The organism is Ralstonia sp. R-29, assembly GCF_049913345.1.
Taxonomy (GTDB): Bacteria; Pseudomonadota; Gammaproteobacteria; order Burkholderiales; family Burkholderiaceae; genus Ralstonia.
In genome coordinates this window covers 97,447-121,426 of record NZ_CP184377.1, presented here as the reverse complement: position 1 = coordinate 121,426, position 23,980 = coordinate 97,447, and the positions used below count along the sequence as shown (strand labels likewise).

At 59.1% G+C, this 23,980-nt stretch carries 20 protein-coding genes and 2 pseudogenes; 6 read left to right on the top strand and 16 right to left on the bottom strand.

The genetic code is table 11. The annotated features are described in order from the left end of the window. Positions 1-46: 46 nt before the first annotated feature. The 11 genes and pseudogenes from ACN9M1_RS00550 to ACN9M1_RS00500 form a co-directional block, all read right to left on the bottom strand. Positions 47-568, bottom strand: a complete 522-nt coding sequence (locus tag ACN9M1_RS00550; RefSeq protein WP_426396470.1) for a hypothetical protein — start codon at positions 566-568, stop codon at positions 47-49. Positions 569-681: 113 nt separating this feature from the next. Continuing rightward, complete coding sequence (locus ACN9M1_RS00545) at positions 682-1,740, bottom strand: hypothetical protein (protein WP_426396468.1); 1,059 nt, start codon at positions 1,738-1,740, stop codon at positions 682-684. A gap of 600 nt (positions 1,741-2,340) precedes the next feature. Next, positions 2,341-4,728 carry a hypothetical protein gene (locus ACN9M1_RS00540; protein WP_426396466.1) on the bottom strand — a complete coding sequence of 796 codons (2,388 nt, stop codon included), beginning with the start codon at positions 4,726-4,728 and terminating at the stop codon, positions 2,341-2,343. A gap of 281 nt (positions 4,729-5,009) precedes the next feature. Further along, positions 5,010-6,584: an IS66 family transposase gene (tnpC, locus tag ACN9M1_RS00535; RefSeq protein ID WP_426398811.1), complete on the bottom strand. Its 1,575-nt coding sequence runs from the start codon at positions 6,582-6,584 to the stop codon at positions 5,010-5,012. Positions 6,585-6,615: 31 nt separating this feature from the next. After that, entirely contained in the window at positions 6,616-6,966 is a 351-nt protein-coding gene (gene tnpB / locus ACN9M1_RS00530) for an IS66 family insertion sequence element accessory protein TnpB (protein WP_426396465.1), read from the bottom strand. Further along, positions 6,942-7,409, bottom strand: coding sequence for an IS66-like element accessory protein TnpA (gene tnpA / locus ACN9M1_RS00525; protein WP_426396463.1), 468 nt, complete (start codon positions 7,407-7,409; stop codon positions 6,942-6,944). Before tnpA ends, tnpB begins: the two co-directional genes overlap by 25 nt. Continuing rightward, a complete protein-coding gene (locus ACN9M1_RS00520) occupies positions 7,313-8,095 on the bottom strand; it encodes a TnsA endonuclease N-terminal domain-containing protein (protein WP_426396462.1) in 783 nt (260 codons plus the stop codon). The genes tnpA and ACN9M1_RS00520 overlap by 97 nt, the downstream gene beginning before the upstream one ends. 3 nt (positions 8,096-8,098) lie before the next feature. Beyond that, complete coding sequence (locus ACN9M1_RS00515) at positions 8,099-8,983, bottom strand: hypothetical protein (RefSeq protein ID WP_426398917.1); 885 nt, start codon at positions 8,981-8,983, stop codon at positions 8,099-8,101. Between the two features lie 123 nt (positions 8,984-9,106). Further along, positions 9,107-9,517, bottom strand: a pseudogene (locus ACN9M1_RS00510) (hypothetical protein); the annotation flags it as partial. Between the two features lie 20 nt (positions 9,518-9,537). Continuing rightward, positions 9,538-10,194, bottom strand: coding sequence for a TnsD family Tn7-like transposition protein (locus tag ACN9M1_RS00505; RefSeq protein ID WP_426398897.1), 657 nt, complete (start codon positions 10,192-10,194; stop codon positions 9,538-9,540). A gap of 794 nt (positions 10,195-10,988) precedes the next feature. Then, positions 10,989-11,894 carry a hypothetical protein gene (locus ACN9M1_RS00500; protein WP_426396460.1) on the bottom strand — a complete coding sequence of 302 codons (906 nt, stop codon included), beginning with the start codon at positions 11,892-11,894 and terminating at the stop codon, positions 10,989-10,991. A gap of 1,517 nt (positions 11,895-13,411) precedes the next feature. Here ACN9M1_RS00500 and ACN9M1_RS00495 point away from each other — a divergent pair. The 4 genes and pseudogenes from ACN9M1_RS00495 to ACN9M1_RS00480 all read left to right on the top strand — a co-directional run. Then, a pseudogene (locus ACN9M1_RS00495) lies at positions 13,412-13,771 on the top strand (DUF6471 domain-containing protein); the annotation flags it as partial. Between the two features lie 9 nt (positions 13,772-13,780). Further along, on the top strand, positions 13,781-13,927 hold the full coding sequence (locus tag ACN9M1_RS00490) for a hypothetical protein (RefSeq protein WP_426398916.1): 147 nt from the start codon (positions 13,781-13,783) through the stop codon (positions 13,925-13,927). 410 nt (positions 13,928-14,337) lie between these two features. Continuing rightward, the gene (locus ACN9M1_RS00485) at positions 14,338-15,066 is read left to right on the top strand and encodes a Fic family protein (RefSeq protein WP_426396458.1); all 729 of its coding nucleotides are present in this window, start codon (positions 14,338-14,340) and stop codon (positions 15,064-15,066) included. Between the two features lie 8 nt (positions 15,067-15,074). Beyond that, positions 15,075-15,578, top strand: a complete 504-nt coding sequence (locus ACN9M1_RS00480; protein ID WP_426396456.1) for a hypothetical protein — start codon at positions 15,075-15,077, stop codon at positions 15,576-15,578. Between the two features lie 464 nt (positions 15,579-16,042). On the opposite strand, the gene ACN9M1_RS00475 is transcribed toward ACN9M1_RS00480, so the two are convergent. From ACN9M1_RS00475 to ACN9M1_RS00460, 4 genes are all read right to left on the bottom strand, one after another. After that, positions 16,043-16,855, bottom strand: a complete 813-nt coding sequence (locus tag ACN9M1_RS00475; protein WP_112278744.1) for an IS3 family transposase — start codon at positions 16,853-16,855, stop codon at positions 16,043-16,045. Positions 16,856-16,860: 5 nt separating this feature from the next. After that, entirely contained in the window at positions 16,861-17,175 is a 315-nt protein-coding gene (locus tag ACN9M1_RS00470) for a DUF1153 domain-containing protein (RefSeq protein WP_004637757.1), read from the bottom strand. Positions 17,176-17,704: 529 nt separating this feature from the next. Continuing rightward, complete coding sequence (locus ACN9M1_RS00465; protein ID WP_426396454.1) at positions 17,705-17,812, bottom strand: DUF6881 domain-containing protein; 108 nt, start codon at positions 17,810-17,812, stop codon at positions 17,705-17,707. 674 nt (positions 17,813-18,486) lie between these two features. Next, a complete protein-coding gene (locus ACN9M1_RS00460) occupies positions 18,487-18,774 on the bottom strand; it encodes an H-NS family nucleoid-associated regulatory protein (protein ID WP_426396452.1) in 288 nt (95 codons plus the stop codon). 318 nt (positions 18,775-19,092) lie between these two features. Between ACN9M1_RS00460 and ACN9M1_RS00455 the strand changes: the two genes are divergently transcribed. Continuing rightward, positions 19,093-20,643: a sensor domain-containing diguanylate cyclase gene (locus ACN9M1_RS00455; RefSeq protein WP_426396450.1), complete on the top strand. Its 1,551-nt coding sequence runs from the start codon at positions 19,093-19,095 to the stop codon at positions 20,641-20,643. 100 nt (positions 20,644-20,743) lie between these two features. Continuing rightward, positions 20,744-21,676 carry a formylglycine-generating enzyme family protein gene (locus ACN9M1_RS00450; RefSeq protein ID WP_426396449.1) on the top strand — a complete coding sequence of 311 codons (933 nt, stop codon included), beginning with the start codon at positions 20,744-20,746 and terminating at the stop codon, positions 21,674-21,676. A 6-nt stretch (positions 21,677-21,682) separates the two neighbouring features. Here ACN9M1_RS00450 and ACN9M1_RS00445 read toward each other — a convergent pair whose 3' ends face one another. Further along, positions 21,683-23,977, bottom strand: coding sequence for a hypothetical protein (locus ACN9M1_RS00445; protein WP_426396448.1), 2,295 nt, complete (start codon positions 23,975-23,977; stop codon positions 21,683-21,685). Positions 23,978-23,980 lie beyond the last annotated feature (3 nt).

Below are 23,980 nucleotides of genomic sequence, written 5' to 3'. Positions count from 1 at the left end.
GCACCATATGCCAGTGGCTCCCATCTCGCTGCATATTGCTCTTCTATTAGTCTGGACGTAGATACAACTCACTGCGCGGAAACCCGGCCTTGCCGGGCCAAAGCCTGGAGGTCAGCGATTTCAGCTCGAATGCGGCTGCTGTCCTTCGTCCCAGCGTGGATGCGATGACGAACGTTCGTCCGCAATCAAGCTGAACACAGTAGCCACGGGGAGTACGCCGATTGCTCCAAGGAAGATACCGATGCATGACAGTCACGTGATAGGTGCTGCGGCCTGATATGGAAATTGGATAGTCCACATGTTGGTTGGCTCCGTAGTCTCCTACCGAGGGAAGCCAATGTACCTGGCCATCCATTGCCAGGTAGCCGATGGCAGACACCTGTACGGAAAACGAACTGTCGTTGTTGATGGAAAGAACGTCATGCCATCCGTTGAGCACGTTCGTCCAATATAGGCGCAGCCGATGAGCGTCCTTCTTAAATGTGAAATACAACGCGACCGATGCGATTAGGGCGGAAATCAGGGATACAACGAGTGAAAAAAGGGGGACGAGGCTAAGTGTTTCCATGCTGGAATAGATAGTTTGCCGAGCAGTTATCGATGGCCAATGAAGCGGCACCCGGCCGGGGACGGCGGCCTCCAACATCGCAAGACCCCGCGGCAGGCCGGTATGTGTGGTGGTTACAGATTGAACGGACGAATATCGTCCTTTCGATAGACCACGCACGCCACGCTCGCATGTTTGCGGGCCTCGTTGACCTGTTTGCGTTCGGTGTCGTCTGAGAAGAAGCCCTTTGCGTGGTCACCAATGACACTTGGGTCGTAAGGGTCCCGACAGAGCAGCCTCACATCGCCGAACACAAAGCGAGGATATGCCTTGATGGACATCGCTGTGCCTTCACCTCGTTTCACAGGGATGCCGGCCAGTTGAGCAGCATCGGCAAGCTCGGGTCGAGTGAGTTCGAACGTACTGGCCTCGTTGGAGCGGACGCCCATGATTTCCATGACCAGCGTAGAAAAACCTCGGGGAATGATGGCGAGATACATCACCAAGATGATGATGGACATAGCCGCTCCGAGCAGGCCATACAGCGCTGGCTGATGAGCCTTTTTCGCCCAACGACGCGCGTTGAGATAAAACAGACTGGGCCAGTAACCGCAGAACGACACAACGATAGTGAAGACAAACGCGATGACGGTGTCACTGGTGTGAGCGTTCGGCCCGAGAACGTTGCCGAACATACTCATCGGCAGCGCGGTCACCATTGCTGCGAATGTCGCTGCTGCCGGCATCCCGATGGAAAACATGTTCCAGCGTTGCCCCTTTTTGCGTTGGCGAAGTAGAAACAGCAGTGTTGCCGCGGCGTATGTCGCGCCCAAGACGGCGAAGATGACCCATCCGCCGTCGAAGCTCATTGACAACCCCATCAGCAGGGCTAGCCAGATGATGAACACGTAGATGAAGTAGCGAGCAGGATGGTCTGTCGCTTCATCCAGCTTCCCATTTGCCATGGACGACGCTGCTACGACGACGAGCGATGGCATCCACATCTGCAAAAAGAACGCCACCAACATCAGCACTGCGACAAAGAGCACTGCCGCGAGGCCTTCTTTCGACGAGATGGCATCCAGGAAGAGGCCTTTCGCGTTGATGCTGTGCAGGTAGCCCCAAAGCAGCATGGCTGACAGAAAGAGCGAAAGGATGAATAGCTTCAGGATGACGTCGATGCTGTCCTTCACGAAGCTCACTCGGGAGGTCATCGTGGACCAGGTCTCAGGTTTCGCCGGAAGATGAGCTCGATACAGTTGTGCGCGACGTTCGGGCGTCGGATTATTTCGATTGCGGTGCATGTTGCTGATTGTGTTTGCTTGTTAGCAAGCAGGCGTATCGCTCCCGGCATCTCAATCGACTCGCCCGGAAACCAGCCCTACCTGCCTGGCCGCCCCCCAATGAACGGCGGCGCAAATGTGAAGCCCGAACAGTCCTGTCCGCAATTCAATGTTGTTCACAGCAGTTCTAAGCGCAATGAGCGCGCACGCCCGATGCTTGACGGATGGCGATTTCAGATGAAACCACTCTGCGGAGTTACCCCTTAAGCAGGGTGCGCAACGAGGGACCGCTGTTGTGAATTCCTGACACGGGACAAACATACGGCGCAGGAAGAACGGGCGAAAAAAGAGCCGCTCGTGGAGCGGCTTACACTTTGATGAACGCGATTGAGAGGTCTCCCCACCAGGTTGCTCCATTGCGGGGCGCCCCTGCAGTGGGGCTGCGCGGGAAGTGTCGCGCCCGTGCGAGACGCGACACCTAGCGCTTTGAAGACACAGTAGTCGGCGCCGTCACATCAGGTCCGCAAGACTCTCCTCCATATCGGCGTCGAAGTCGGCTATCCAGTCCGAGTCAGGGGTGGACTGCTGCGGCTCTGGAGCATCGAGCGCCCCGTCAGAGCGAGCGACACTGGGTTTCGTTTTAGCGGGTCCGGCCGCGTCCTTGGCCGGCGCCGGTATTGCGCTTTCCAGCAGGTCATCCATAAATGACCGGTTAGCCAGGGCAGTATCAAGCATGCGTTGCTGCGACACCATGACCTCGCCGGCAGAGGACTTCCTCTTCCGCGGCGTGACGGCATCCTCTGATGTTTCCTGTATTGCCTTGTGGACTGCAACACGGTTGTCACCGGCCTTGCGTGCGGTCTTCGCTTCTGACGTACTGTCGGCTTCCAGAAACAGCTCCCACTCGAACCAGCTCATTCTGTCTTCCAGGCGACGAGCATCCTCTTTGTTGACCTTCAGCAGGCTTACGGAGCCGTCAGCCTTACGCCAATACATCAAGTGTGGGTCCCGAGTCGGCTGCACCTGGATGGGTATGGACTTCCCGTCTTCCCACCGAATCTGGTGGTCATAGTATTGCCTCAGCTCCTCGGATGAATACGTCAGGTCGTCCCACACCACTTTGCCCCGCTGACACGAACGCGGCTCCCAATCGCTGTATTTCTCCCAGACCTCTGCTGGCGACAGCTTCCGTTTCGCATTTCCTTCGCGGGCCTTCTGGTAAGCCGTGAACAGGCGTGCCGGCGTGCTGTCGACTCCCTTCCTTCGCAGCGCAGCGGGTAGCTTGCGGCGCTTCGCGTAGTACAGATTGATGTGGTTGATGGCGAGTAATAACAAACGCTCGAACTCGGCAACCGATACTGGCGCGGCTTTCTTCGCTGCTCGCCGCTTCTCCTGGGAGAGGGGGTCACGCGCCCGACTGTAGCCCGCATCCGCGTTTTGGTAGAACTGCAAGATGAGGTTGTTGAGCGATTCACCGATTGCCCTCAACTCTGGGCGTCGTGGCGGCGGAATGCTTCTGGCCAGCCTCAACCTATCGACAATGGCACTCAAGACAGATTCAGACGCTCCCGGACCATGGTCGACGTATATCTCATCGTAGTTGCCATGCAGGAGCCCATTCAGCTTTCCCAAGCCCAGCGCAGCCGCTCTCGACTCACGACCAGACTTCGGCATGTGAACCGAAGCCAGGCACTCCTTGTAAGCACGCGCGTTCTCTCTGGTCAGAGACAGCGCATACCCAACCACCGCCGATGAGAGTCGAGACACCGCGAAGATGACCCAAATCTGGAATGGCGTTTTTCGCCTCCCATTGGGATGTCTGATGAAGACTTTCGCCTGGAAGCCGTCGACGTCCAATATCTCGATGGCACCGCCCGTAGGGTCTGTTGCCCTGCCTATTCTGGCTGCGTCGTACATCTCGTGCAGCCGTTGACCATTGCGTTTCCTCTTTAGGTCATGTTCAGCAATCAGCCTTCTCGCGTGGTATCTGAAGCTGTAGACCGTGGGGGTCAGGAATTTGCTCACCTTTGAGTACAACTCGGCGCACATATGCTGGTATGTAAATGCGATGTCCAGCTTCTGACCGGCGTACCAACGCTTGAGTGCAAACAGCATCTTGCGCACGTCAATCTCGCGTACGGGTGCCTGCTGCTGAGCCACACGGTCTTGCTCAACTGCAGCCCTGTTTCTGCTTTGCCGCTCGGTAACGTTTTTCCTCCCTGGTTTCCGCCGATTCTTGCCAACTCGCGTTTTCCCACGCCCGCCCCGCAAGTCGGTCAAATCAAGGTATGCATCGTCCTCTCCACCGAAGTGGAAGTACCGATGCAGCAGGAGCTTCAACTTCTTCTGATAGCTCCGGCCCCTTCCGAGCGCGTAACAAATGCGTCGCACCGACTGCTGAAGCGCCTCCTTGCTCATGAGGACCGCATCGTTGATAGGTTCGCTGTCCGTCCACTCGGCAATGTCATGTGACACTCGCAGCATTGCCCGCACAAGGGCCTTGTTCCTTGAAAAATTGGCGTTGGCCGACTCACTCTTCTTCTGCACTGGGCTTTTGAAGGTCGTGAACTCAACATCATCCAGCGCTCCCGGCTCCTTCTCGAGCGACCACGTATGCCAACGGCCGGGGCCATTCAGCGACACTGCGTCGCTTAGCTCCAGAACGAACAGTTCGCGCGTCGCAGGGTTCCAGGCTACAGCTCGGTACCGCTTTTCCTGTCCGTCACGACGCCTGGAGAAGGACGCAAATCGATATAGCCCTCCTGGCCACGTTGAGGCATGGACCTCTCGGAGCCACACAGCGAGTTCGTGGTCGGCCTTTTGTGGGGCCACGGGCAAAATATCGCTCCAGGGCGCTGTAGCATGCACTGGCTGGGGTGCCTCTACGGTCAAATCCATGCCCAACTCCTCAGCATTTCCGTCGGTGTAGCGGGTGTTCTCCGCTTTGCACCGCCGCTCCTCCCCGCGAAGACGATGGGCCTTTCCGGGTCAAACAGAACATTGCGGTCTAGCCGTAGGAAACCGAAGGCCACTGCGGTTGCAAAGAGATATTCGCCGGCGTCAGGCACTAACCCCACCGCGCGCGCGGCACGACGTCGGACCGCGTTTGCTGAGCCTCTTCGGCTGCCCTTCAGAAGCGCTTGCGAGAACGTTTGTAAGCAGTCTTTAAACGACGCCTCTCAGCGTGTCGCAGCCATGGCCCACGGCAAGAGCGCGGCGTAGTCATCGACGGTTGTCGCCAGCGGGAGTTTCCTGAACAGCCAGACGAGATACTGGTACGGATCGAGGCTGTTGGCCTTACAGGTTTCGACCAGCGAGTAGAGATTGGCGCTTGCGTTGGCGCCGGCCACGGTGGTCGCAAACAGCCAGCCCTTTCTTCCGAGCACGAACGGACGGATCGCGTTCTCGCAGGGATTGTTGGAGATCGGCCATGTACCGTCCTCGACGTAGCGGGCGAGCTTGTGCCACTGGCCGTGGAGATACTGCATGGCTTTGCCCAGCAAGCTGCCAGGCACTACGGCCGGCATCTGCTCGCGCAGCAACGCTGCGATGGCCTGCAGGACGTGGGCGCTGTAGCGCTGGCGCAGCCGTTGTCTGCGCGCCGCCGGCCAGTCTGCCGAACGCGATTCCGCAGCGAACAACCTACCGATGAGCTTGACGAAGCGCGTAGCCGTCAACTGCGGCGTGCGCGCGGCTTTCGGCACCGCCTCCTCGGCCTTGATGAAGCCACGGCGCGCGTGAGCCCAGCAGCCCAAGTGGACGAGCTGGTTGTCGACGGCCAGGCCGTTGTAGAGTTCATAGCCGTCGGTGATCAATGCCGTGCCCGGCCGGATTCCGGCGTAGATCGCGCGGGCGTGCGCAGCGCCGCGCCCCGGCGCGTAACTGAACAGCCGCACGGGTGGTCCCGATCCGTTCATCTGCGCCCAGATATAGCTCTTGGCTTGCGCTCGGCGCCCTGGCTCCTTAAGGACCTGGAATGTCGTCTCGTCGCCATGGATCAGATCCGACTCGAACAGCGTATCGCGCAGCAGGTTGATCACGGGCTGCACCGCCAAGCCCACGCGGACCATGCTGGCGGCGATCGTGTTGGCCGAGATGTCGCCGCCGAAGCGGCGCAGCAAGCCGGCCTGACGGTACAGCGGCATGCCGAACTGGTACTTGCCCGTAGCGATCCACGCCAGCGCTGACTCGGTGAACAGCCCACGAGGGATGATGCGTGCCGGCGCCGGCGTGACCTTGATTCCCAGGTCGCAACACGGGCAGGCGTACTTGACGCGCTGGTGCTGGATGACGCGGACCTGTTCTGGAATCACGTCCAGTTGCTCGCTGGTTTCGACGCCGATCTCGACCAGCGCATGACCATCGTTGACGCAGAAACGCTCGGCCTCGGGCAGATCGTGACGCACCACTTCGCGAGGCAGATTGGGATCAAGCGGCTTGCGCCCGCGCTTCTTGCGCGTGTGCGCGGCGACCTTCGTGCCGGGGACATCCTCCTGTGCGGGTTGCGCGCTGGCCGTCAGTGCTTCGGCTTCGTTGAACAGACCGAGCTGGCCTGCATCGCGGGCCTCGCTGGTCGCGCCGAACAGTTCGCGGCGATAGGCACGCAACCGTTCCTCGGCCAGATCGCGTTCGGCCTTTGCCAAGCGCAGCTCGCCACGCAGCACATCGTGATCCCGCTGGAGCTGGCCAAGCGCCTCGCGCGCAGCCAGCAGTTCCTGGAGTTCCTCGGCGGCGATCGTGACGTTGATGGGCATGTCGGCTTGGACCGACATACCCAGGTGCGGTTCAGCTTGCGCGTGCGTAGAAACGCTGCGGATGCTTCTTGACCACGGCGATATCGATGCCGTCGAGCAACCAGTGCAGTTGCTCGACGCTCAGTTTGACGATGTCGGACGTGTCGGGCCAGATGAACCGGTCGGCCTCCAATCGTTTGAGCAACATCCAGAAGCCGTTGCCGCCCCAGCCGAGAATCTTGATGCGGTCGCGCCGGCGATTGCCGAACACGTACAAGGCTTGGGCCATCGGATTGAGCGCCATCGCCTGCTCGACCAGGATCGACAGGCCGTTGATGCCAAGCCGGAAGTCGACGGGCTCGCGATGCAGGAAGACCTTCAGGCCGTCGTCGAACCGGAACACGGCAGCCTCCCCAGCATCTGGACGATCGTGGCCAGTTCATCGAGATTGGCTTCGCCTAATTCGAACTCGACTCCATTGGGCAAACGCACGTGCAAGGCGATTGCCATGCCGACGCTGGGCGGTCGGCCTGCCAGCGATGCCGGCTCGGCGACAACGGGAACAAATGCATCTCGTGAGGGCGGCAACTCAATGGTGTCGGCGCCGCCTTCCTGCTCGTCGACAACCGCCGTAGTGCAGCGATGCTTGCGCTGGTGTGCTGCTATCCATGTCCTCACGAGATTCGGATTGACGCCATACTTCATTGCCGTGCGGGCGATAGAAGCTCCTGGCTTTAAGCAGGCTTGTATCAGTTCCTCTTTAGCCACCTCGTCATACTGCCGCCGGCCATCTCGCTTGCGGCCGATGACGAGGCGATCCTGCAAACTCTCTTCCCTTTCGTCCATGTGTGCACCTGTCCACGTTCATCAACATGGACACGTAGCATCTGTGAACCCTCAGCGCGACGCCAGGGCGTCAATAATTGACGCCTTACGAACGTTTCGGCGAGGTCGTAGAGCGACCATATGTCCGTATCACGCACCGTGTGATAGAGAAGTCGGCAGTTGGTGTAGTGCTCGTCGGTGATTTCATCGCCCTTGACCAGTTCCCATGACCAGCCGAGCCGGTCGAGATAGGCGCGTTCCCGTTCCTCGCGTCTCGCGTCTTCGACCGTTGGCACATGGGAAGGACTCTTGACCGAGATAGCGTGATAGCGCGGCACCGAGCAAGTCGGCGTCACGTACGTGACGACCACATCCAGCGTCGTCATCTCAGTACGGCGTACCCGCCTGCCCTGTGTTCGTGCCGAGAGAAGCGTGTCGTCGTCACAGAATGGGTATTGCTCGCGAATATCGATGACATAAGGATGGAACATCAGCGCGTACAGCACGCGTGTCTCATTCGTAGATAGCGCCTCTAGACGCCGGTCGAACTTCAGGTCGGCGAGCGTCGTACGCGTACTGCTCCTTGGTGGCCGCGCCTTGTGGAAGGCGGCGTAGAGTGGCCCCTGGTGCATGCCGTAGGGGTCCAACGGCGTGAGTGCGATGTCCCTTGGTGTAACGAAGGGAGCATTCAATTCAAAGATTTTCATGACTTAGATGCCGGCAGCAGGTGCCGCTGATTCGGCGAGATATGGCAGCACACGCATGCGTGCCAGATGTTCGGTTTTGGTCTCCGCGCAGCGCTTCAGCGCTTGAGCGGCTTTCGGCAGCAAATGGCGGATGCGGAACCACGCCGGCCCCATCGGATGTCCGTCCAGCAGTTGCTTCGAACTGATTCGCCCAGGATGGCCGGCGGCTACCAGGGTTTCGGAGCGCGCATAGATGTGCTCCATAATTGAGGAATCGAGCTGGGCAACATCACCGAGTACCTCGACGTCGGCTGCATCAAGCTCATCCCGAGTGAGCAACTCGCGAGCACCTTCAGGCAATTGAAGGAGCAGCGTCGCTCTGTGAGCACCAGGTCGCTCATGGCGAAGCTGCTTGTAAGCTGCCAATAGAGCAGGTGCGTCGTTCCTCGTTGGCACTTGACGGGTCTTCTTGCGGCGATGGTCGCCCTGCGGGTCACTTCCCGCCACGAACGCCCCATACCGCCGCATGGCCGGGCTCGCCGGCCAGCGAGCTCCGTTTGCCGCCCGCTCAACGGCGTCCCAGGTTCCCCAGAGGCCCAGCAGCAAAGCGATGGTTCGGAGTGGGTGACGCAGGACAGCGCGTCCCCTCAGCACATTCCCGACGCGAGCGAACGGAATGGTGTGAAAGCTCATGCGTTCGAACGATTCGCGCAGCCGCGCCTCCTGTATGAAAGCGAGCCAAGCCTTCTGCCGTCCTTCCTCCCGCTGCGGGATTCCGATTCGGGCTGCACCGAGCCGAACCAACGAGCCAATGGAGCGTGCGTCGAGTTGCGGGAGGTAGCTGGAATCAAGCAGCTTGCTAGCCGCGTGAGCCACCTCAATCTCAAAGGCAATTGAACCGAGGCTCAAAGCCCCCTTATCGACCAAAGGAATCAGGGGGCAGTCGCATCGGTGGCCCGGAAGCGGAATGAGGGAAGCCCAATTGTTCGGAGTACACGCCCGACACGGTGCAAGGAGCGGCTTTGCGTGCTTTGCACAGAACAGCGCTCCAGGGATTTGATGCTCGGTACGCCAAAACGGGACTCCGGTGGGAGCAATGTCATGCCGTACGCAATCATCACAATAGGCGGGCTGGAACGTCGCCCACCCGCTGTGCGGTCCGCCGGCGCCAATCATAGCTGGCAAGCCATGCACTGGCTCCCCCAGCAGGTGCGAGCGAAGCTTGGCTGCATCCTCGGGAGGCAGCATGCGGCTATACAAGGGGTAGAGCGTATGGCGGTCGACAACATAGTCAGCCGGTCCAATGACGCTCTTGAATGGCAGAGCGCGTTGAGCAATGCGGCTTGGGAAACACCACGATTTGACGTCCGGGCATGTCGTTGTGGTGACTTGGTGCCGACCATAGTGCCCCGGCCACCACTCGTCCGGCGCCAATCCGCTCATCTGCAAATAGTGCAGGTGTGTCAACGTGCTTCCTCCTCACGGCCGCCTGCGTGCAGAGCGTACTTTAGGGTGGACTCGCGAAGGCTCACTCGCCGTGCCAGCACGGAAAGGGCCGCGGCATGCGGGTCAAGCTCGAGAGCATCCTGCAGAGACGCGACGCGTGCCTGCGCCAACTCCACGCGGGAAATACATTGCTGAGACACGCCAGCGTCAACGGCAGACAGACGGCCATAGGCGTAGTCCGTCACGCCAAGCCGCACCCGAACCTGGTATGCCGTGCCGAGATGGAGCAAGCCGCGGCGGTCCTGCCGTGGGACCACTGGGACACGGACGTACGGCGCGAGTAGCGCTTCCAACTTCGAACTGCGTCTTCCACCTCGTCTGGTTGCGTTGGACGGTTGATGACAGCGCAACCAAGCGCGGTCATTGCGATAGAGCCATGCCCAAACCGCGTAGAGACCACGTCTGAGCGCCGTCCTTCCCGCATCGGGATGCGCTGCCTTGTGGGTGAGCCACTGCTGACGATGAATCTTGACGTCGGCGCGTGATGGTCGATATGGCGTACCGGCTTGCCGAGACGGTACCGTCCGCACAGCAGGCTTGGCTGGCGCAATACAGCCGGACTCTCCTTGGCGCTCGATGAACCAATTCAACAGCGCCAACCACGCCGGGTGCATGGGGCGTTCTTCGCGCTCTGCGGCTCGAAGCAACCAAGCAGCGAAACCCTCGAATCTTGTGACCGTAGTGAGCCGACAATCTTCGAATCCCTCTCGGGCAACCAGGGTCCAATCGCTCGTAAGATGCGAGATGTTCCAGCGGCCGCCCGCGCGCCGGTAGCCACAAGCAGTCAGCTTCGCCAAGGTGTCGGCCCGGAGGTCCTCAGGATTTCGCACCGACAAAAGCGCAGAGGCGCACGCCGCGTACAACGCACTGTTGCGACGAGCCCCTGGCCGGCCGAGCATGAACATCCCGGCTTCATAGGTACTGGACTCATCCTCCAGATGGAGCAGTTCGCCGTGGTCTCCACACCTGGAGATGAAGGGTAGGCAATGGCATACGAAAGAGGGCTGCCTCCCGATGACTAGCATCGCCTCTGCCTTGCAGACTGGGCAACGCAGCCCATATCGGTTTCCTGGTTCCAGAAGTGCTGGGAGCCGGGGAAACACCGTCCGGCTACGTGTTCCGAATTGGAGTTGAGCAACACCATGTGCCGCGCACTCTGAAGCCATCCCCGCAGCAAAAGCGGGAAAGCATGAGTGCTCCGTCAAGATGTCCCACGGCGACCCGTACAGGTCTCCCAGTACCTGTTGCCATGTCTGAAGCCGGCAAGGCACGCTATAGAGGAATGCACCACCCCGTCGAAAACTAAGATTGGCAAGCCGTTTTGTCGCGGGCTCGACCGATACAGCAGCATCGGATACTAGGATGCTGGTGGCCGACTCCCCGGCCAGTGTGTTCAGAGGAAGATGATTCATTTCGGGTCCTCCTTTTGGAACTGCAGGCCCGCTCGTGACGTCACCAGCATGCGTTCGGGCATGGGAACGAGCAACGGTGCGTGGCCAGTTGGCAACCAGTCACTGAACCGGCGCAAGCCATCCACTGTGAAGCCTCGACCATCACCAAGGGTTGTGAGCGACTGCAACGCAGGCCCTTCGATGTAGAGGGCCTCGTCAATCAGAGTGTCGAGGTTGTGGGGTGCCTTGGACGTGTCGGCTTTACCGACAGAGCGCCCCAATCGAAAACAGACCTTCTGGGCCAGTGCGAGTCGGCAATGCGTTTTCTCTGCCAGAGCCTCGACAAGCCAGCTCGGTGCGGGACCCTGGCCCTTCATCGTGTTCTGGAATGCCAACGTGCACAGGTCAGCGTATGCCTGCGAGGTTGCCGATGGCGGGTCCATGCATAGCACACCTCCGGCTGTCAGCTCGCTAGCTGCGCTGGTTTTGCGCATCAGGTGCGAAGCGGCAGCGGTGCTTGCCATCATCAAGATGGGAATCCCGGTGGTCCGAGTGAACTGGCCCAGCAGGTTCCAAAGCGAATTTGCCGCCCTGGCTCCTGCATCGCGACCATTGATGCGCTCAACGATAATGAGGCCAACGTTGGCAGCAATGCTGAAACCGCTGAGGAGTGAGAGCGCTTCTTCATGGAGTCGGAAGCGCGACGGTCGAATAGCGGCTGAATAATGCGAGCCGAGCGCTCTGTCGAACGCGCCCAAGAAGTTCGTCACGAACTGTGCCGGAGCGCCACCGTCAGGCCACAGCACCCGCAACACCGGAATCTGGATGTAGTGCACGCTCCCTGTCGGCGTGGGCACGTGCAAAGGAATAGGTTCTTCCCCGAGGAAGCTCGCGATGCGCTCGGCAATGACGCGGCGCCCCATTCGCGCTGGTGTGACAAAGAGCAAGCCACGGGGTCGGGCGCCCGGGACATTCAGTTCTGGCCTCAGCCAGAGGTGGCCATGCCTGTCACTTCCCTGAGCGGCGGCGGACAAGGCCGAATGGGCCGTGGCGTGGAATGCGGGGGACAGGGGATTCCGGTGAGCGTAGCCTCTTCGTACCAAGGCGGTCACCTGCACAAGCAGGCGGGTGTGCTCGGGAAACGGAACCAACGGTTGCTCCTCATCTTGCCCAATCCGACTGCGGCGCACAGCTCGATTCGCTGGCACAGGCGCGTGGGGATGCCAGCCGCGGAGAAATATCGTTGCTGCCGCGTTCCCCTTCGGTACCGCCGGGAGGTTGTTGACACAGGGGTTGTCCTCGCCGGCCGGCAGGACGTCGACGAGGGTTGTGCTTTCGTTTTTATGGTTCATTGCTGAAAAACCGGATGGGTTGCACCATTTCCGGGCGAGCTCGGGCCTCGCAAACGGCGCGATACATTGATGGTTTCCGAGTCTTCTGAAGACGTGCGGGCGCAACGCTGCCAGCGCGCTTGCGAAAGCACGCGCGCAGCTAGCCATCCGCCGGGTCAATCGGCGGTGCGGCTAGATGGCGAAGAGCTACGCGTTACCGTCTCGGTAAGCTCGGTCCGATGGCGTGGTCAGGCAGCAGAGCTGCCTGGCGCAACCGCGCACAGCGGTGGCCGCGAACGAGGACGCGAACAGGCCAGCAATAGGCTGCCCGGCGGTCGGAATGAAGGGAGCGGAGCAATCGCTCTGCGAATAGATGGGGATGTAGGCGTAGCCACAGGTTTCTCCATGTCGGTTAGCCGCCCTTCGTACGGGCGAGCGGAAACACTTGACCGAAGCAACCCACTGTGGCAGGATACGCGCGAGACTTCCCAGCTCGCGGTTCCTTCCACAGGAGTCGCTCGAAGGCAAGTCCTGGTTCAATCCGGGACTTGCCTTTGTACTTTGTGGGGTACCGCTCCCAAAACACAAAGGCAAATCCCGGACACGTTGTCGACTGCATGGCAATGTGCAGTTACCACACTTTTGCAGCCGGCGAGAATCTTAACTACCTCGGCCATCGAAAACAAGAGGTAAACTCGCACATAAGTCGCCGAAGTCAGGATTGACTATTTCAAGTGATAGTATTCAATTAAGTTCTGCGAGAAAGCAGGCCAATTTCATCGCTTACCATAAAATTCGCACTCAGCAAGTCATCAAAGGACAATCGCCCGGAAACCAGCCTGCGGCGCGGTTTTCTCAAGTTAATGGCGCGAGCAAATTGAATTGCGGAATATGCGATTTCCAGATACACGTTTCCCATTAAACTGTTAATTCCGCAAACGCCAAAAGAACGTGAGCGTGGACGCCCCACCCGGTCTTAAGTAGTCACAAGACAAACCGGAGCGCACAATAATGCTCATTTCAAAGCTATACTGAATAGACCCGTCAGTGTTCGGCCGGCATAGCGTCAATTTCACGGCGCCGACGCGGCATACTCAGGGAACTGAACAGTGAGCCATGTGGAGACCTCCTGGACGCGCCTCGCGTCGCGCACGCTTCGGGGCTTGCTTATCCGCAAGGGTGCAACGTATTCGAGTGCGGCCGAACACCTTCGCGATTGCGGGGCAGACGAGACGACGCGAAGCGTTGAAGGAAAGGCCACACGAGGGACATACTCGCTGGCGTTTTTTTTGCAAGTTCTCGCCGCGGTTGGCTCGGAGAACCCTGCTCACTGGACGAGAGTTCTGGACCGATGCAGTGACTGGGAAGAATGTGCGACACATATCTTCCTCCTAGAGCTGAAGAGGCAAAGCGTAGACCTAACAAGGTTTGCAAAACACCTTGCAAAGGTCAGCGCAGACATCACGCCAGAAGCACTGATGGCGCTGATTGAAACCGGTAGCTTCCCCTTCACCTTATTGCTGCAACTCTCAAGCCTCTCAAATATCACGGGCTTGGAGCGTTTTGTCGACCACAGCGACATCGCAGCGGCTGCAGCGGAAAGCAAGCAGCATCTTTCCACCTAGCTTTGCGGACCACACCAGGCATGACCCTATATTCATGGTGTGGAATATTCCACACCATGAATATAGAACCACTCGAGAGAAACGCAAGAAAAATATCGGCGACACGCTTACCACTCACAAGCTCGACGTCTATTGAAGGAGGCATTGGCAAAAGCATGCTCGTGGTCTAAAACGGAGATGGCCACGCCTCGATAAAGCTCCAGTGAGACGAGCCGCCCTTTTCACAAACCTGGGGCGCTTCTTTTGCGACGACGGCTGTGGGCTCCAAGACTGAAATCGCAGCGCATCCAATCTGGTCGGCAGCGGCAGTCAGGCTTATGCGTCAGCTCGACGTTCCAATGGCAGCGCGAGGCCCTGTCACATACCAACGTGATTTCGTCCAACGGTACACACCGAGCCAATCGCAGCTGATGCCGCGCGAAGTGGCGGCAGAACTCTATCGCGCGGGCCGTCTGCGCCAGACGCTGTCGGCAGGCGCCTATGCAGGCCAAGCCCTCATGGACTCGCTCATCGACCTGTCCTGGAACTCGTCCCGCCTGGAAGGCAACCGCTACAGCATGCACGCGGCGACGGAACTGCTCACTGGTGGAGCGCTTCGCTGTGACGGCGACACGGTGATGCTGCTCAATCACAGAGCGGCCGTCGAATTCCTTGCCGACAGTGTTTCTCAGGAAGGCCTTTCAGCCCTAGTCCTGCGGAATGTGCACGCGATTCTCATGCAGGACCTGGTTGTAAATAGCAGCTCGCTTGGCGCCATTCGTGAGGGCCCGTTAGGCATTGCCGGCACGCTCTACTCACCAATGCAGGAACCTGATGTCATCGAGACAATGCTGGAATCCATCGTGGATAAAGCGGCCCGCATCGAGAACCCAGTCGAGGCTGCCTTGTTTCTATGGATACAGCTCGCTTACCTGCAACCGTTTTGCTGCGGTAACGAACTTACTAGCCGCCTCGCAGCAAACATCCCGCTGCTGCTTCACAACTGCGCTCCCCTGACGTTTCAGGATGTCACCAGAGACGACTACGCGCGTGCGATGTTTGCCGTATATGAGCTCCGGGATGCCACGCTTGCCGCCGACCTGCTCTCATGGACCTATCAGTGTTCCATGGTGAAATGTGCAGCGGCCCGAGATGCTTGAGGCCGAGAATGGCGCAACGCCTGCAAGACATCCTCAGCAAGCTGTACAGGCCTCGGGCCGATGGCAGACGACAGGTGTTCGCACTATCGCGTTCGGACGCTGAGCGCCTTCCAGAACTCGCATCCATTGCCGTCATCTCGGTCACCGCGCCAGAACGCTCACCAGCCAACATCGCTGGCTTTGCTCACGTGCTGCGGCTGAGCTTTGTCGACGTCGACTTCCTTAATCCAGAACTGTCGGCTAGAGCGAAGGAAAAGCTTCCTCACGCGTTCACGGCTGAGCATGGCTCTGCTATCCGCGCGTTTGTCGAAACCCTACCCTCGGAAATCGCATCCGTCGTCGTGCATTGTGAGGGCGGATACTCGCGCTCATGTGCGATAGCAGTCGCACTGCATCGACTCTATGGGTACCACGCAGAGTTGCAGCACCTTTCGCAGGCTAACCCTTCAATCGTTCGCGTGATGATTGATGATGCCCGAGGACATGATGAGCGGAAGCGTGCGCGCCGCTGATGCGCATCTGGGCCTGCTGCCTTGATGAACCGGCGCGGGCGCACAAGGGAGGACGATGATGACTTCCGAGAACCCAATCGACCTGGACATTGCCCTTCGCAAGTTGCATGAACTCGCGTTAGCAGACGGAGACCTCGGTTACGAATACTGGCACCGAATCGCTCAGTTGCTCCGGCGGGCGGCCAGTATGGAGTTTGAGATTGAGGCCCTCTCCCAAGAACTCGAAAAGTGCCGTGCGAAGCGCGGCGAGTGACATTCGCAAAGCGGCTTCTGCTTTGGGGACGAGACGGTTTCCGAACGGGTCCTGGTGGACGTGCAGCTGGGCCTAATCGCGGGGGACGGCACGGCGGCGTGTCCCGAGCAATACCACGCCCGACCGCCACCGTCGTTCGAAGTGCACGGCGGCCATTCACACGTGTGCAATAGAATCGCCTCCTGTAATGACCCAGTGAAACCTGCACAGGTTAGGCGGCTAAAGCGAATGCCTCAGCCGGGGTCTTCATCTTCAGCGCTTGGTGGGGCCGTCGGTGGTTGTAGAACTGAATCCAGTCGGCGATCGCACGACTGGCATGCTGCAGCGTTTCGAAGCGATGACGATGCACGCATTGCTCCTTGAGCGTGCGGATCACGCGCTCGACCATGCCGTTCTGTTGCGGGCAGTGCGGCGTGATGAACTCCTGACGCAGGCCATAGCTGCGCACCAAGGCTGTGTAATCGCGGCTCGTAAAGACCAGGCCGTTGTCGCTGCGAAGCAAGAATGGTGTCGGAACCCTTCCCAGGGTACCGAACCGGGCGATGAGCGCATGCTCCAGCGCGCTCGACGCCGTAGTGGCCTTGCCGCTGCGCGACAGGTGCCAACCCAGCAGCTCCCGTGTGTGGCAGTCGATCACCAGCGCCAGCGTTGCCCAACCGTCTCGGCCGGCCCAGACGCGGCACATGTCGGTCGACCAGCGCTCGTTCGGTGCCGTGGCCACTGACGGCATCGCCTGAATGCGCGGCCGGAAGCCGACGGGACGTTTGCGAACCTGCCAACCCATGAGCTGGAAGATGCGCTGCACGGTGTTCTTATTGAACCCCAGCAGATACGCGACGGTACGGTAACCGAACGACGGCGACTCTTCGATCATCGCCTTGATCGGCTCCGCGAAGCGGGCCTGGACCTTCGGCTCTGCCTTGACTGGCCGGTAATACACGCTGCGACGCGGTACGTTAAACCACCGGCACAGCTTCGAGATCGAGACGGTAATGCCGTCAGCCTGCAGTCCCTGGCGGATCATCTCGATCACTTGTCGTCCTCGCCCAGCAGGGACTGCAATTTTTTTCTTGCGCGCAACTCCAGCATGGCTTCGCCGTACGCTTCCTGCAGGTCCTTGATCTGCCGCTCGTACTGATCTTTCAGGTCCAGCGGGTTGGCCCGCAGCGCATTCTCCATGCCGCGCTTGCCGTCATCCACCCAACCCTCGACCTCGGAGGGCGACAGGTCATAGGCGCGGCTGGCCTCTGCCACTGTCGTCTTGCCCTGAATGATGTCCAGCACCAACGCGCTCTTGCGCTTGGCCGTCCACCGCTTGATGTCTTCTTCCATCTTCGTGCTCATCGTCTTTTCTTCCATTGTGACGTGAGCAGGTTTTCACTGGGTCATTACACTCCCGCCTAGTCCACCAACACGTCCCGCCGTTCTTGCATCGCGCGCGACAGGTGGCAATTCGCCTAGCCTAGCGCGAGGGCCGGCGGTCACCCAAGACCGAAGCCTGGCGCGGCCCGTTAGCAATGTACGGTCCAGCCTTCTGGACATCCGCATCAATCATTCATATGGCTAACGCGCGCTGCTGGAAGACGGCGCACAAAAAGAGGGAGGGGATATTTTTCGGGGACTCCCATGGAAATCACTGTGAAAGCCAAGAGCGGCGCCATCGACATTCGCACTGAGCGACGAGCGGACAACCGGTGGGCAAGTCAATATCGGTACGTCCCAGCCAAAGGCTCACCGACGGACTGGGCACCGGCGTGTTCCCCGGAGGGGTTCATCTCCGAGGGAATGGCGCTGAGTGCCGCCATCCTGCTCGGGAAGCAGGCCGCTGAAGAGTCTGCAACAGAGAAGGCTGGGCACTAGCGTGGTTCGGTAGCTACCCGACTCGCCCATCCTCAAGGAATTCGAGCTTTCGAATTTCCATGCGCTGCTCGTCAAGCTTGGAGACAAGGCGCGTGGGGACAGAATCGGAGCGATGCGCCATTTAACGTCAATAAATTCAGGTCGCGCATTGGAATATTCGCAATGAACATTGCGTACACACCGGGCGCGCCTAAAATTGCCCTACCTCGCAGGGCAAGAAACGTTCAACGACGCCAGCCGCATACTCATTATGCTGAAGGTCACTGTCGAAGTAGTGAGCCGGGGCCGACCCGGCACAGGCAAGGTGATAGCCACCGCGGAAATTGGACGGCGCGAGCGGAGCACTGCGCCTGACTACGTCGTCCAGCTTTCCGAAGACACGTACGAACACGGTGAAAAGACAACGTTGCGGTCGTACCCGCGGTACGCGTCGTCTGTGTTCGACCTTGTTGCACGCGCACTCGCTGTCGCGTTGACTGGCAAAGAAGAGCTTCCACCTCGTCCTGAACCCATCAGTGTCCATATCTACCGCGCAGGTAACATGGACTACGTTCGCCTGAGCGAAATACCGGAGCCCGCAGCAACGCTCTTCCGCAAGCGCATTCAGTATTCTGGGTGCCCAGTGGTTGAAGAAGACCTCACGCCCATGGACTGTGCCTACGCGTCCGACTGGCACGATTTTTTGACCGGTCGCAGATAATTGAGGCGGAAACCCTGATAGCCCAGCCATGTTGGCCCGTTGCCGGCGTGAGTCTTACACCACGCCAGCGGAGCGACTGCGAAGTCGGGAAGAGATTACTTAATCAGGAACCGCTCGAAATTCTTGCCCGCAATCCAGGCAGGCGCGCGCCCACGACCAGTCCATGTAGCGCCCGATTTGGGGTCCTGATATTTGGGCGCAACCGTCCCGCCTTTGCGCTTCTTGGTCTTTGCTGCGAGCCCAAGGTCCTCCGCTGTTAGCCCGTACTCGATGATGATTTGGCGTGTCTGCGCGATGACCGTCTCGAGTTCCGCCGCATGTGCAGCGGCAAGCTGTTCTTCAAGTTTGGCTTTCTGTGCGAGCAGGTCTTTGTATGTCGCCATGGTTTCCTCTAGGTTATGCGGAGCAAGGTAAGAATAGCGGAATTGCCGAGTTTCGGAGGTCTATTTAACGGGATTTCATGTTGCCAACACCTCACCGCTCAGCGTTTAGAAGACTGCTTTGACTGGGTAACAAGCGAGACAACCGATAAGCGATAACTCCAGCTTCGGGCAATGACCTCAGTCGGAATGCGGCGAGGCAGCTCAAGATGGTTTAGAGCGAAGCGCTAGAATCCATCCACAAAGAAGGCACAATATCGAACCCTCGGAGTCAGGCATACAGTGCGCGACAGTAAAAACCCGCAGAACACAGGGTTCCCTATGACGCTGACGAAAGTCGCGAGCACTTTTCTCGCCCGCCCGGTCCTCTTCATCATCGCAGGCGTTGTAGCGGCAATAGCCGTCGCGAGCGTCGTAGCATTTGCACTTTACGAAATGCGAGTCGATGCCCTGGAGCGCGCACGCGACACGGCTGACAATCTCGCCTTGATTCTGCAGCGCGACATCGAGCGCAATCTCGAAATTTACGAACTCTCGATGGAGGCCGTCGTCGATGGTGTGAAGGACCCTGACGTACTCCGGCTGCCACCCAAGGTCCAACAGCAAATTCTCTTCGACAGGTCGAGCAACGCGAAAGATATGGGCTCGTTGTTGGTGACCGACGCAGCAGGCAACATCGTTATCGACTCCCGGTCGGTGCCGCCCAGAAAGGTCAATCTCGCCGACCGAGACTATTTCCGGATTCACCAGCAGGAGGCGCCCTACATGGGCGTGTATATCAGCAAGCCTTTTTCGCCCCGCACCACCGGCGCGGACCTGTCCATTGGGCTCAGTCAGCGGCTGGATGATGCACAAGGGCAGTTCGCAGGCATTGTCGTGGGAACGATGCGGCTGAACTACTTCCGTCGCCTATTTGACGGACTTGCTCTGGGTGAGCGCGATTCCATCACGCTGCTGCGAACCGACGGAACGGTTCTCATGCGGCGGCCCTATCACAGCGAAGAAGTCGGCCGGAGCATTGCAAGCGCGGCATCGTTCAAGCCGCTTCTCCAGGCTGATGGGGGCAGCTATCTCGGCACCGCCGCGTTGGATGGTACAGAGCGTCTTTACAGCTTCAAGCATATTGGGAAGTATCAACTGATAGTCGTGCTGGGACTTGCGACAGACGACATCTACGCTGAATGGAGACGGCGGTCTTGGGCCATTGGCGGGGTCATGGGCGCGCTCACTTTGGTCTTCGTCTGGATGACGTTTGCGCTCGCAAAGCAGTTCCATCGACGGCTTGAGATGGAGCAGCAGCTCCAGTTGCTTGCAGACACCGACAGCCTGACGGGTCTCGGCACACGCCGGGCGCTGGATGCCGCCCTTGACGTGGAACTGAGACGTGCGAAGCGAAACAAGCAAGGCCTGGCCGTGTTGATGGTCGATGTAGACAACTTCAAGGCTTTCAATGACCACTACGGGCACATTGCTGGCGATGCCGCGCTATGTGTTGTCGCGCGCTGCATCGCAGAGAGCGTCCGCCGTCCGGGAGATTTCGCCGGCCGCTATGGTGGTGAGGAGTTCTGCGTGCTCCTCCCGAATACGGACCTTGCAGGAGGCGTCCGCGTAGCGGAGAAGATTCGGCAGGCGGTCGCCGCGGCCAACCAGCTTCACATCGGCGCTCCCGGCGGCCATCTGACGGTAAGTATTGGCGTTTCCGCCTTTGATGAAGATGCGACGCTTGGCACTGCCGAGGAGCAGTTGGTCCACCAAGCCGACCAGCGGCTGTATGAGGCCAAGGCAGCCGGCCGCGATACGGTCATGCCGCAGAACACGCGTACGCAAACAGAAGCGTCGCTGGCGGCGAGTCGCGCAACTGGCGATGCATGACGCAATTTTGCCGAATCTTCATATATGTAACGCGATGGGGAGGTGGCCGGGTTTCTCTCCATAATATGGGCTGTTCTCCGCTTGCCCGTCCGCGCTCACAATGTCCTGGCTGCCAATTCCACCCCAGACTCTCCGTACACTGACGACTGCAGTAGTCCTGTTCGTTGGCTCGCATGCGTGGGCACTCGATGCGAGCCATGAAGTCCAAGTTCTAATTCAGAAGACGAAATCGAACCTCGTTTTCGTCAAGGGCGGCACGTTCAAGATGGGCGATTTTGGCCCGGTCAGCACACCAGACAAAATGCCGTATGCGCCTGGCCGAGCCCACGCGACGCCGCTGCATGAGGTCGAGTTGGACAGCTTCTCGATGTCGAAGTACAAGGTTACGGTCGCCGACTTTGACGTGTACACCGATGCTGTCGGCAAACCGCATATCGCGCAGGCCAAGTTTGATAAGGAATACAGAACGGTCCCTGACGTGCCTGCTGGCGTCAACTGGCCAGAGGCAAAAGCCTATTGCGGATGGCTTGCGAACGTAACCGGCCAACCCTTCGATTTACCAACAGAAGCGCAATGGGAGTTCGCCGCCCGCAGTCGTGGCAAGTATGTCCCCTTCGGTACGGACAATGGCAAGTACGAGGAGGGGCGCAACGTTGCGAGCTATGAGCAGCGAAAAAAGATGCTGCCGAATGCGGATTCCCCAGCCGTCTATCCAAACGGCAAATTCCCACCGAATCCCCTAGGCCTGTATGACATGGGCGCGCACGGGCAGGAATGGGTGAACGATTGGTTTGACCCGGACTACTATGAGCACTCTCCGCGCAAGAACCCACAAGGGCCCGCGACCGGAACCGAGAAGGTGCTTAGGGGCATCGAGGATGACTATGCATCGTCCGTGACTATGTACCGACACAAAAGCGAGCCCGTTGTGCCGCCGTTTAAGAGCCGGTATACCGGTGAAGTTCTCGCCGAGCGTTCAGGGAAAACCGGTTTCCGGTGCGTGGTCAACGCGGCCAAACAACTTACTCCGTAGCTGCTGTCACGCGTACGAGCTGGGTGGCATTGGCATCGAGCCGATGTCCGCCAGCATGGAGTGGTCAATGCCCCACGTACGCTGCTCGGCGTACTGTGGCGAATCGTTATTGAACATCGGAAACCCTCTAGTTGGCTCGGACTTCAGTGAGGCTTGCAGCTTGTTGTAGAAATCTTCTATCACCTGCCCGTCCTTGGCGGTTCCGATAATGTCCATGTTCAGGAAGTCTCGCACTTGTTGGCGGTTGTCGGCAGTCACCACATCAGTGCACTTCGAACCGTTCGGCGACATGTGCTGGATGATGTTGTCGAAGTCGCGGCGAGTCTGAGCTGCCTTCAGAATCGCCTTCACGGCGTCCTTGCGCCGGCCATAGTAACGGCCGCCATGGTTGCGGCCATCCCAGCCATCAATCTTCCAGTCGTGCCGTGTCATCTGGTACAGCATAATGCCCCTCGCTTCAGGTGTGGTGTAGCGAAGGTAGTCACCCGCGTTCTTCAGAATGCGGTTCATTAGCTGAACACGCTGCTCCTCACGCTCGAAGCTGTCCACGATTTCTTTGTATTGGCGATTAATGGTCTCTTGGGCCCAGCCGACGGTGTCTTCGATTTTCTCGATGGTTCCTTCGACAATCATCACCTGCAGCTTCACAATCGCGTCAAAAGCTTCTGCCGCGATGAATTTAAGCTGCTTGTAGTTGGCGTGGTAGAGCTGAAACGCCAGCCACTTCCAGAACTGGGCAATCTGGCCCATGTCTACTTCTAGTTCGAGCTTGCCCTTCGCGCCCAATCCCAGGCACGCACTCGCCATCATTCGGAAACGGAACTTGCCGGAGGCGTAAGTCAACTCCAACATGCAGCCGACGCCCGCGCCGAGTAGACCGGACACGGAGTCACCAACCTTGGCGAACTCCTGATACCCTAAGCCCAACTGCTCGGGGTTCAACCACTGTAGGCCTCCCCACAATTTCACCTCGGCCTTTGCACCGGCAAACACCTCCAACTCTGCTTTGGCAGTTGGGTCGAGGTGGTTATCTTCCAGCTTTGCATTGGCTCCGGGGCCGGTCGGCTGTTGATTGACATTCAGCTTTCGCGGCCTACGGGTCGCCGTTGCGGCTGCGCCGAAAAGACCCAACTCCTTGCGTTTCTCATCTGTCCAATCGACTGCGATGCCGGCTTCGCCGACGATGCTTCCACCCACCATCCCGTTCAGCGCAAGCTCAGCAGCAAATCGAACCGCAGTGGAAGTGTCCTTGGGGTCGTCAGTCAGCTTCCACACCCAGCCGACGCGGTCAGGGAAATAGATAGTCGTAACGGCCTTGGCTTCCGCGATAGCAACTTCAGCACGGGCGCTCGCCTTCAGGGCGCAGTTGCCCTTGAGCGGGTCCCACTCGGTCGCCAGACCATAGCCAGCGAAATAACGCATCACCTGTGCTTGCGCTGTGAGGTCGATGTTGTTGTTCCACTTCGCGTTCGGGTTGCTCGTCGCGCGGTCGTACTTCAGATGCTTATTCCAGCCATCGGCCCAATCCCACAAAGCTCCCTGGACGCAGTGCGTCTCAAGCTTGAGAAAATCGGCTTTGAACTTGGTCTTGAGCGTCGACACTCCCTTCTTCAACTCATCCTTGTCGAGCTTGTACTGGTCATTCTCTTTCTTGATAAAGGACTTTTGCCCCGAATCCTTTTCCTTCGCCGTGCCCTGTCGCTTCTCCCAGCCGGTCGGGACGTAGCGGTCCCAGTTGCTCTTGATGCGGTCCGAGCGCACGTAGCGCGCGGTGTACTTGCGGAACTTGCGCACCGGTCCGCCAGACGCGTTGTAGATGGGGATGATTTCGACAATCGACATATGTCCACTGTCCATCTTGCCCAGCGGCTTGAGCGCTCCGTGAAGCTTCTCTTGCGCGGCCTTTGCCTCCGCATACGCCTGCTCCAAGGCCTTCGCAGTCTCGGTGTATTTCGCTTGACCCGACTGTGGTGCGAGGTCAAGTTTGTGCAGTTGCTCCGCCAAGTCGTCCGCCTTGGCGTTCGCCTTGTGGTATGTGTCGATGACGTGGTCCAGGTAGTTCGCGTCGTTCTCGAACTGCGTCACGTCCTTGGACGGGATGCACATGAACTCGCCAGTGTCAGGGCGGAAGATGAGCAACGGCTCAGGCACGTAGTCAACGAATACCTTGCTGCCTTTGATTGGATTGGTCGTAGCTGTTCCGCGCACAGGCGGGCGTTCCAGCTCGATGCGGCTCTCGGCGGCCGGCGCGGGAGTAGCGGTCGGCGGGACAGCGGGGACGGGTGAACGCTCGAATGCCATGGC

Bases quoted from the DNA above. Each gene is read 5' to 3' on its own strand.
- ACN9M1_RS00540 (WP_426396466.1), bottom strand. From the start codon at position 4,728: ATGGATTTGACCGTAGAGGCACCCCAGCCAGTGCATGCTACAGCGCCC.
- tnpC (WP_426398811.1), bottom strand. From the start codon at position 6,584: ATGCCCATCAACGTCACGATCGCCGCCGAGGAACTCCAGGAACTGCTG.
- ACN9M1_RS00520 (WP_426396462.1), bottom strand. From the start codon at position 8,095: ATGAAAATCTTTGAATTGAATGCTCCCTTCGTTACACCAAGGGACATC.
- ACN9M1_RS00500 (WP_426396460.1), bottom strand. From the start codon at position 11,894: ATGGGGCGCCGCGTCATTGCCGAGCGCATCGCGAGCTTCCTCGGGGAA.
- ACN9M1_RS00460 (WP_426396452.1), bottom strand. From the start codon at position 18,774: ATGGCGACATACAAAGACCTGCTCGCACAGAAAGCCAAACTTGAAGAA.
- ACN9M1_RS00550 (WP_426396470.1), bottom strand. From the start codon at position 568: ATGGAAACACTTAGCCTCGTCCCCCTTTTTTCACTCGTTGTATCCCTG.
- ACN9M1_RS00475 (WP_112278744.1), bottom strand. From the start codon at position 16,855: ATGATCCGCCAGGGACTGCAGGCTGACGGCATTACCGTCTCGATCTCG.
- ACN9M1_RS00450 (WP_426396449.1), top strand. From the start codon at position 20,744: ATGTCCTGGCTGCCAATTCCACCCCAGACTCTCCGTACACTGACGACT.
- ACN9M1_RS00485 (WP_426396458.1), top strand. From the start codon at position 14,338: ATGCCGCGCGAAGTGGCGGCAGAACTCTATCGCGCGGGCCGTCTGCGC.
- ACN9M1_RS00470 (WP_004637757.1), bottom strand. From the start codon at position 17,175: ATGAGCACGAAGATGGAAGAAGACATCAAGCGGTGGACGGCCAAGCGC.
- tnpA (WP_426396463.1), bottom strand. From the start codon at position 7,409: ATGGACGAAAGGGAAGAGAGTTTGCAGGATCGCCTCGTCATCGGCCGC.
- ACN9M1_RS00490 (WP_426398916.1), top strand. From the start codon at position 13,781: ATGGCGCTGATTGAAACCGGTAGCTTCCCCTTCACCTTATTGCTGCAA.
- ACN9M1_RS00445 (WP_426396448.1), bottom strand. From the start codon at position 23,977: ATGGCATTCGAGCGTTCACCCGTCCCCGCTGTCCCGCCGACCGCTACT.
- ACN9M1_RS00480 (WP_426396456.1), top strand. From the start codon at position 15,075: ATGGCGCAACGCCTGCAAGACATCCTCAGCAAGCTGTACAGGCCTCGG.
- ACN9M1_RS00455 (WP_426396450.1), top strand. From the start codon at position 19,093: ATGACGCTGACGAAAGTCGCGAGCACTTTTCTCGCCCGCCCGGTCCTC.
- ACN9M1_RS00505 (WP_426398897.1), bottom strand. From the start codon at position 10,194: ATGCACCCGGCGTGGTTGGCGCTGTTGAATTGGTTCATCGAGCGCCAA.
- ACN9M1_RS00465 (WP_426396454.1), bottom strand. From the start codon at position 17,812: ATGGCGCATCGCTCCGATTCTGTCCCCACGCGCCTTGTCTCCAAGCTT.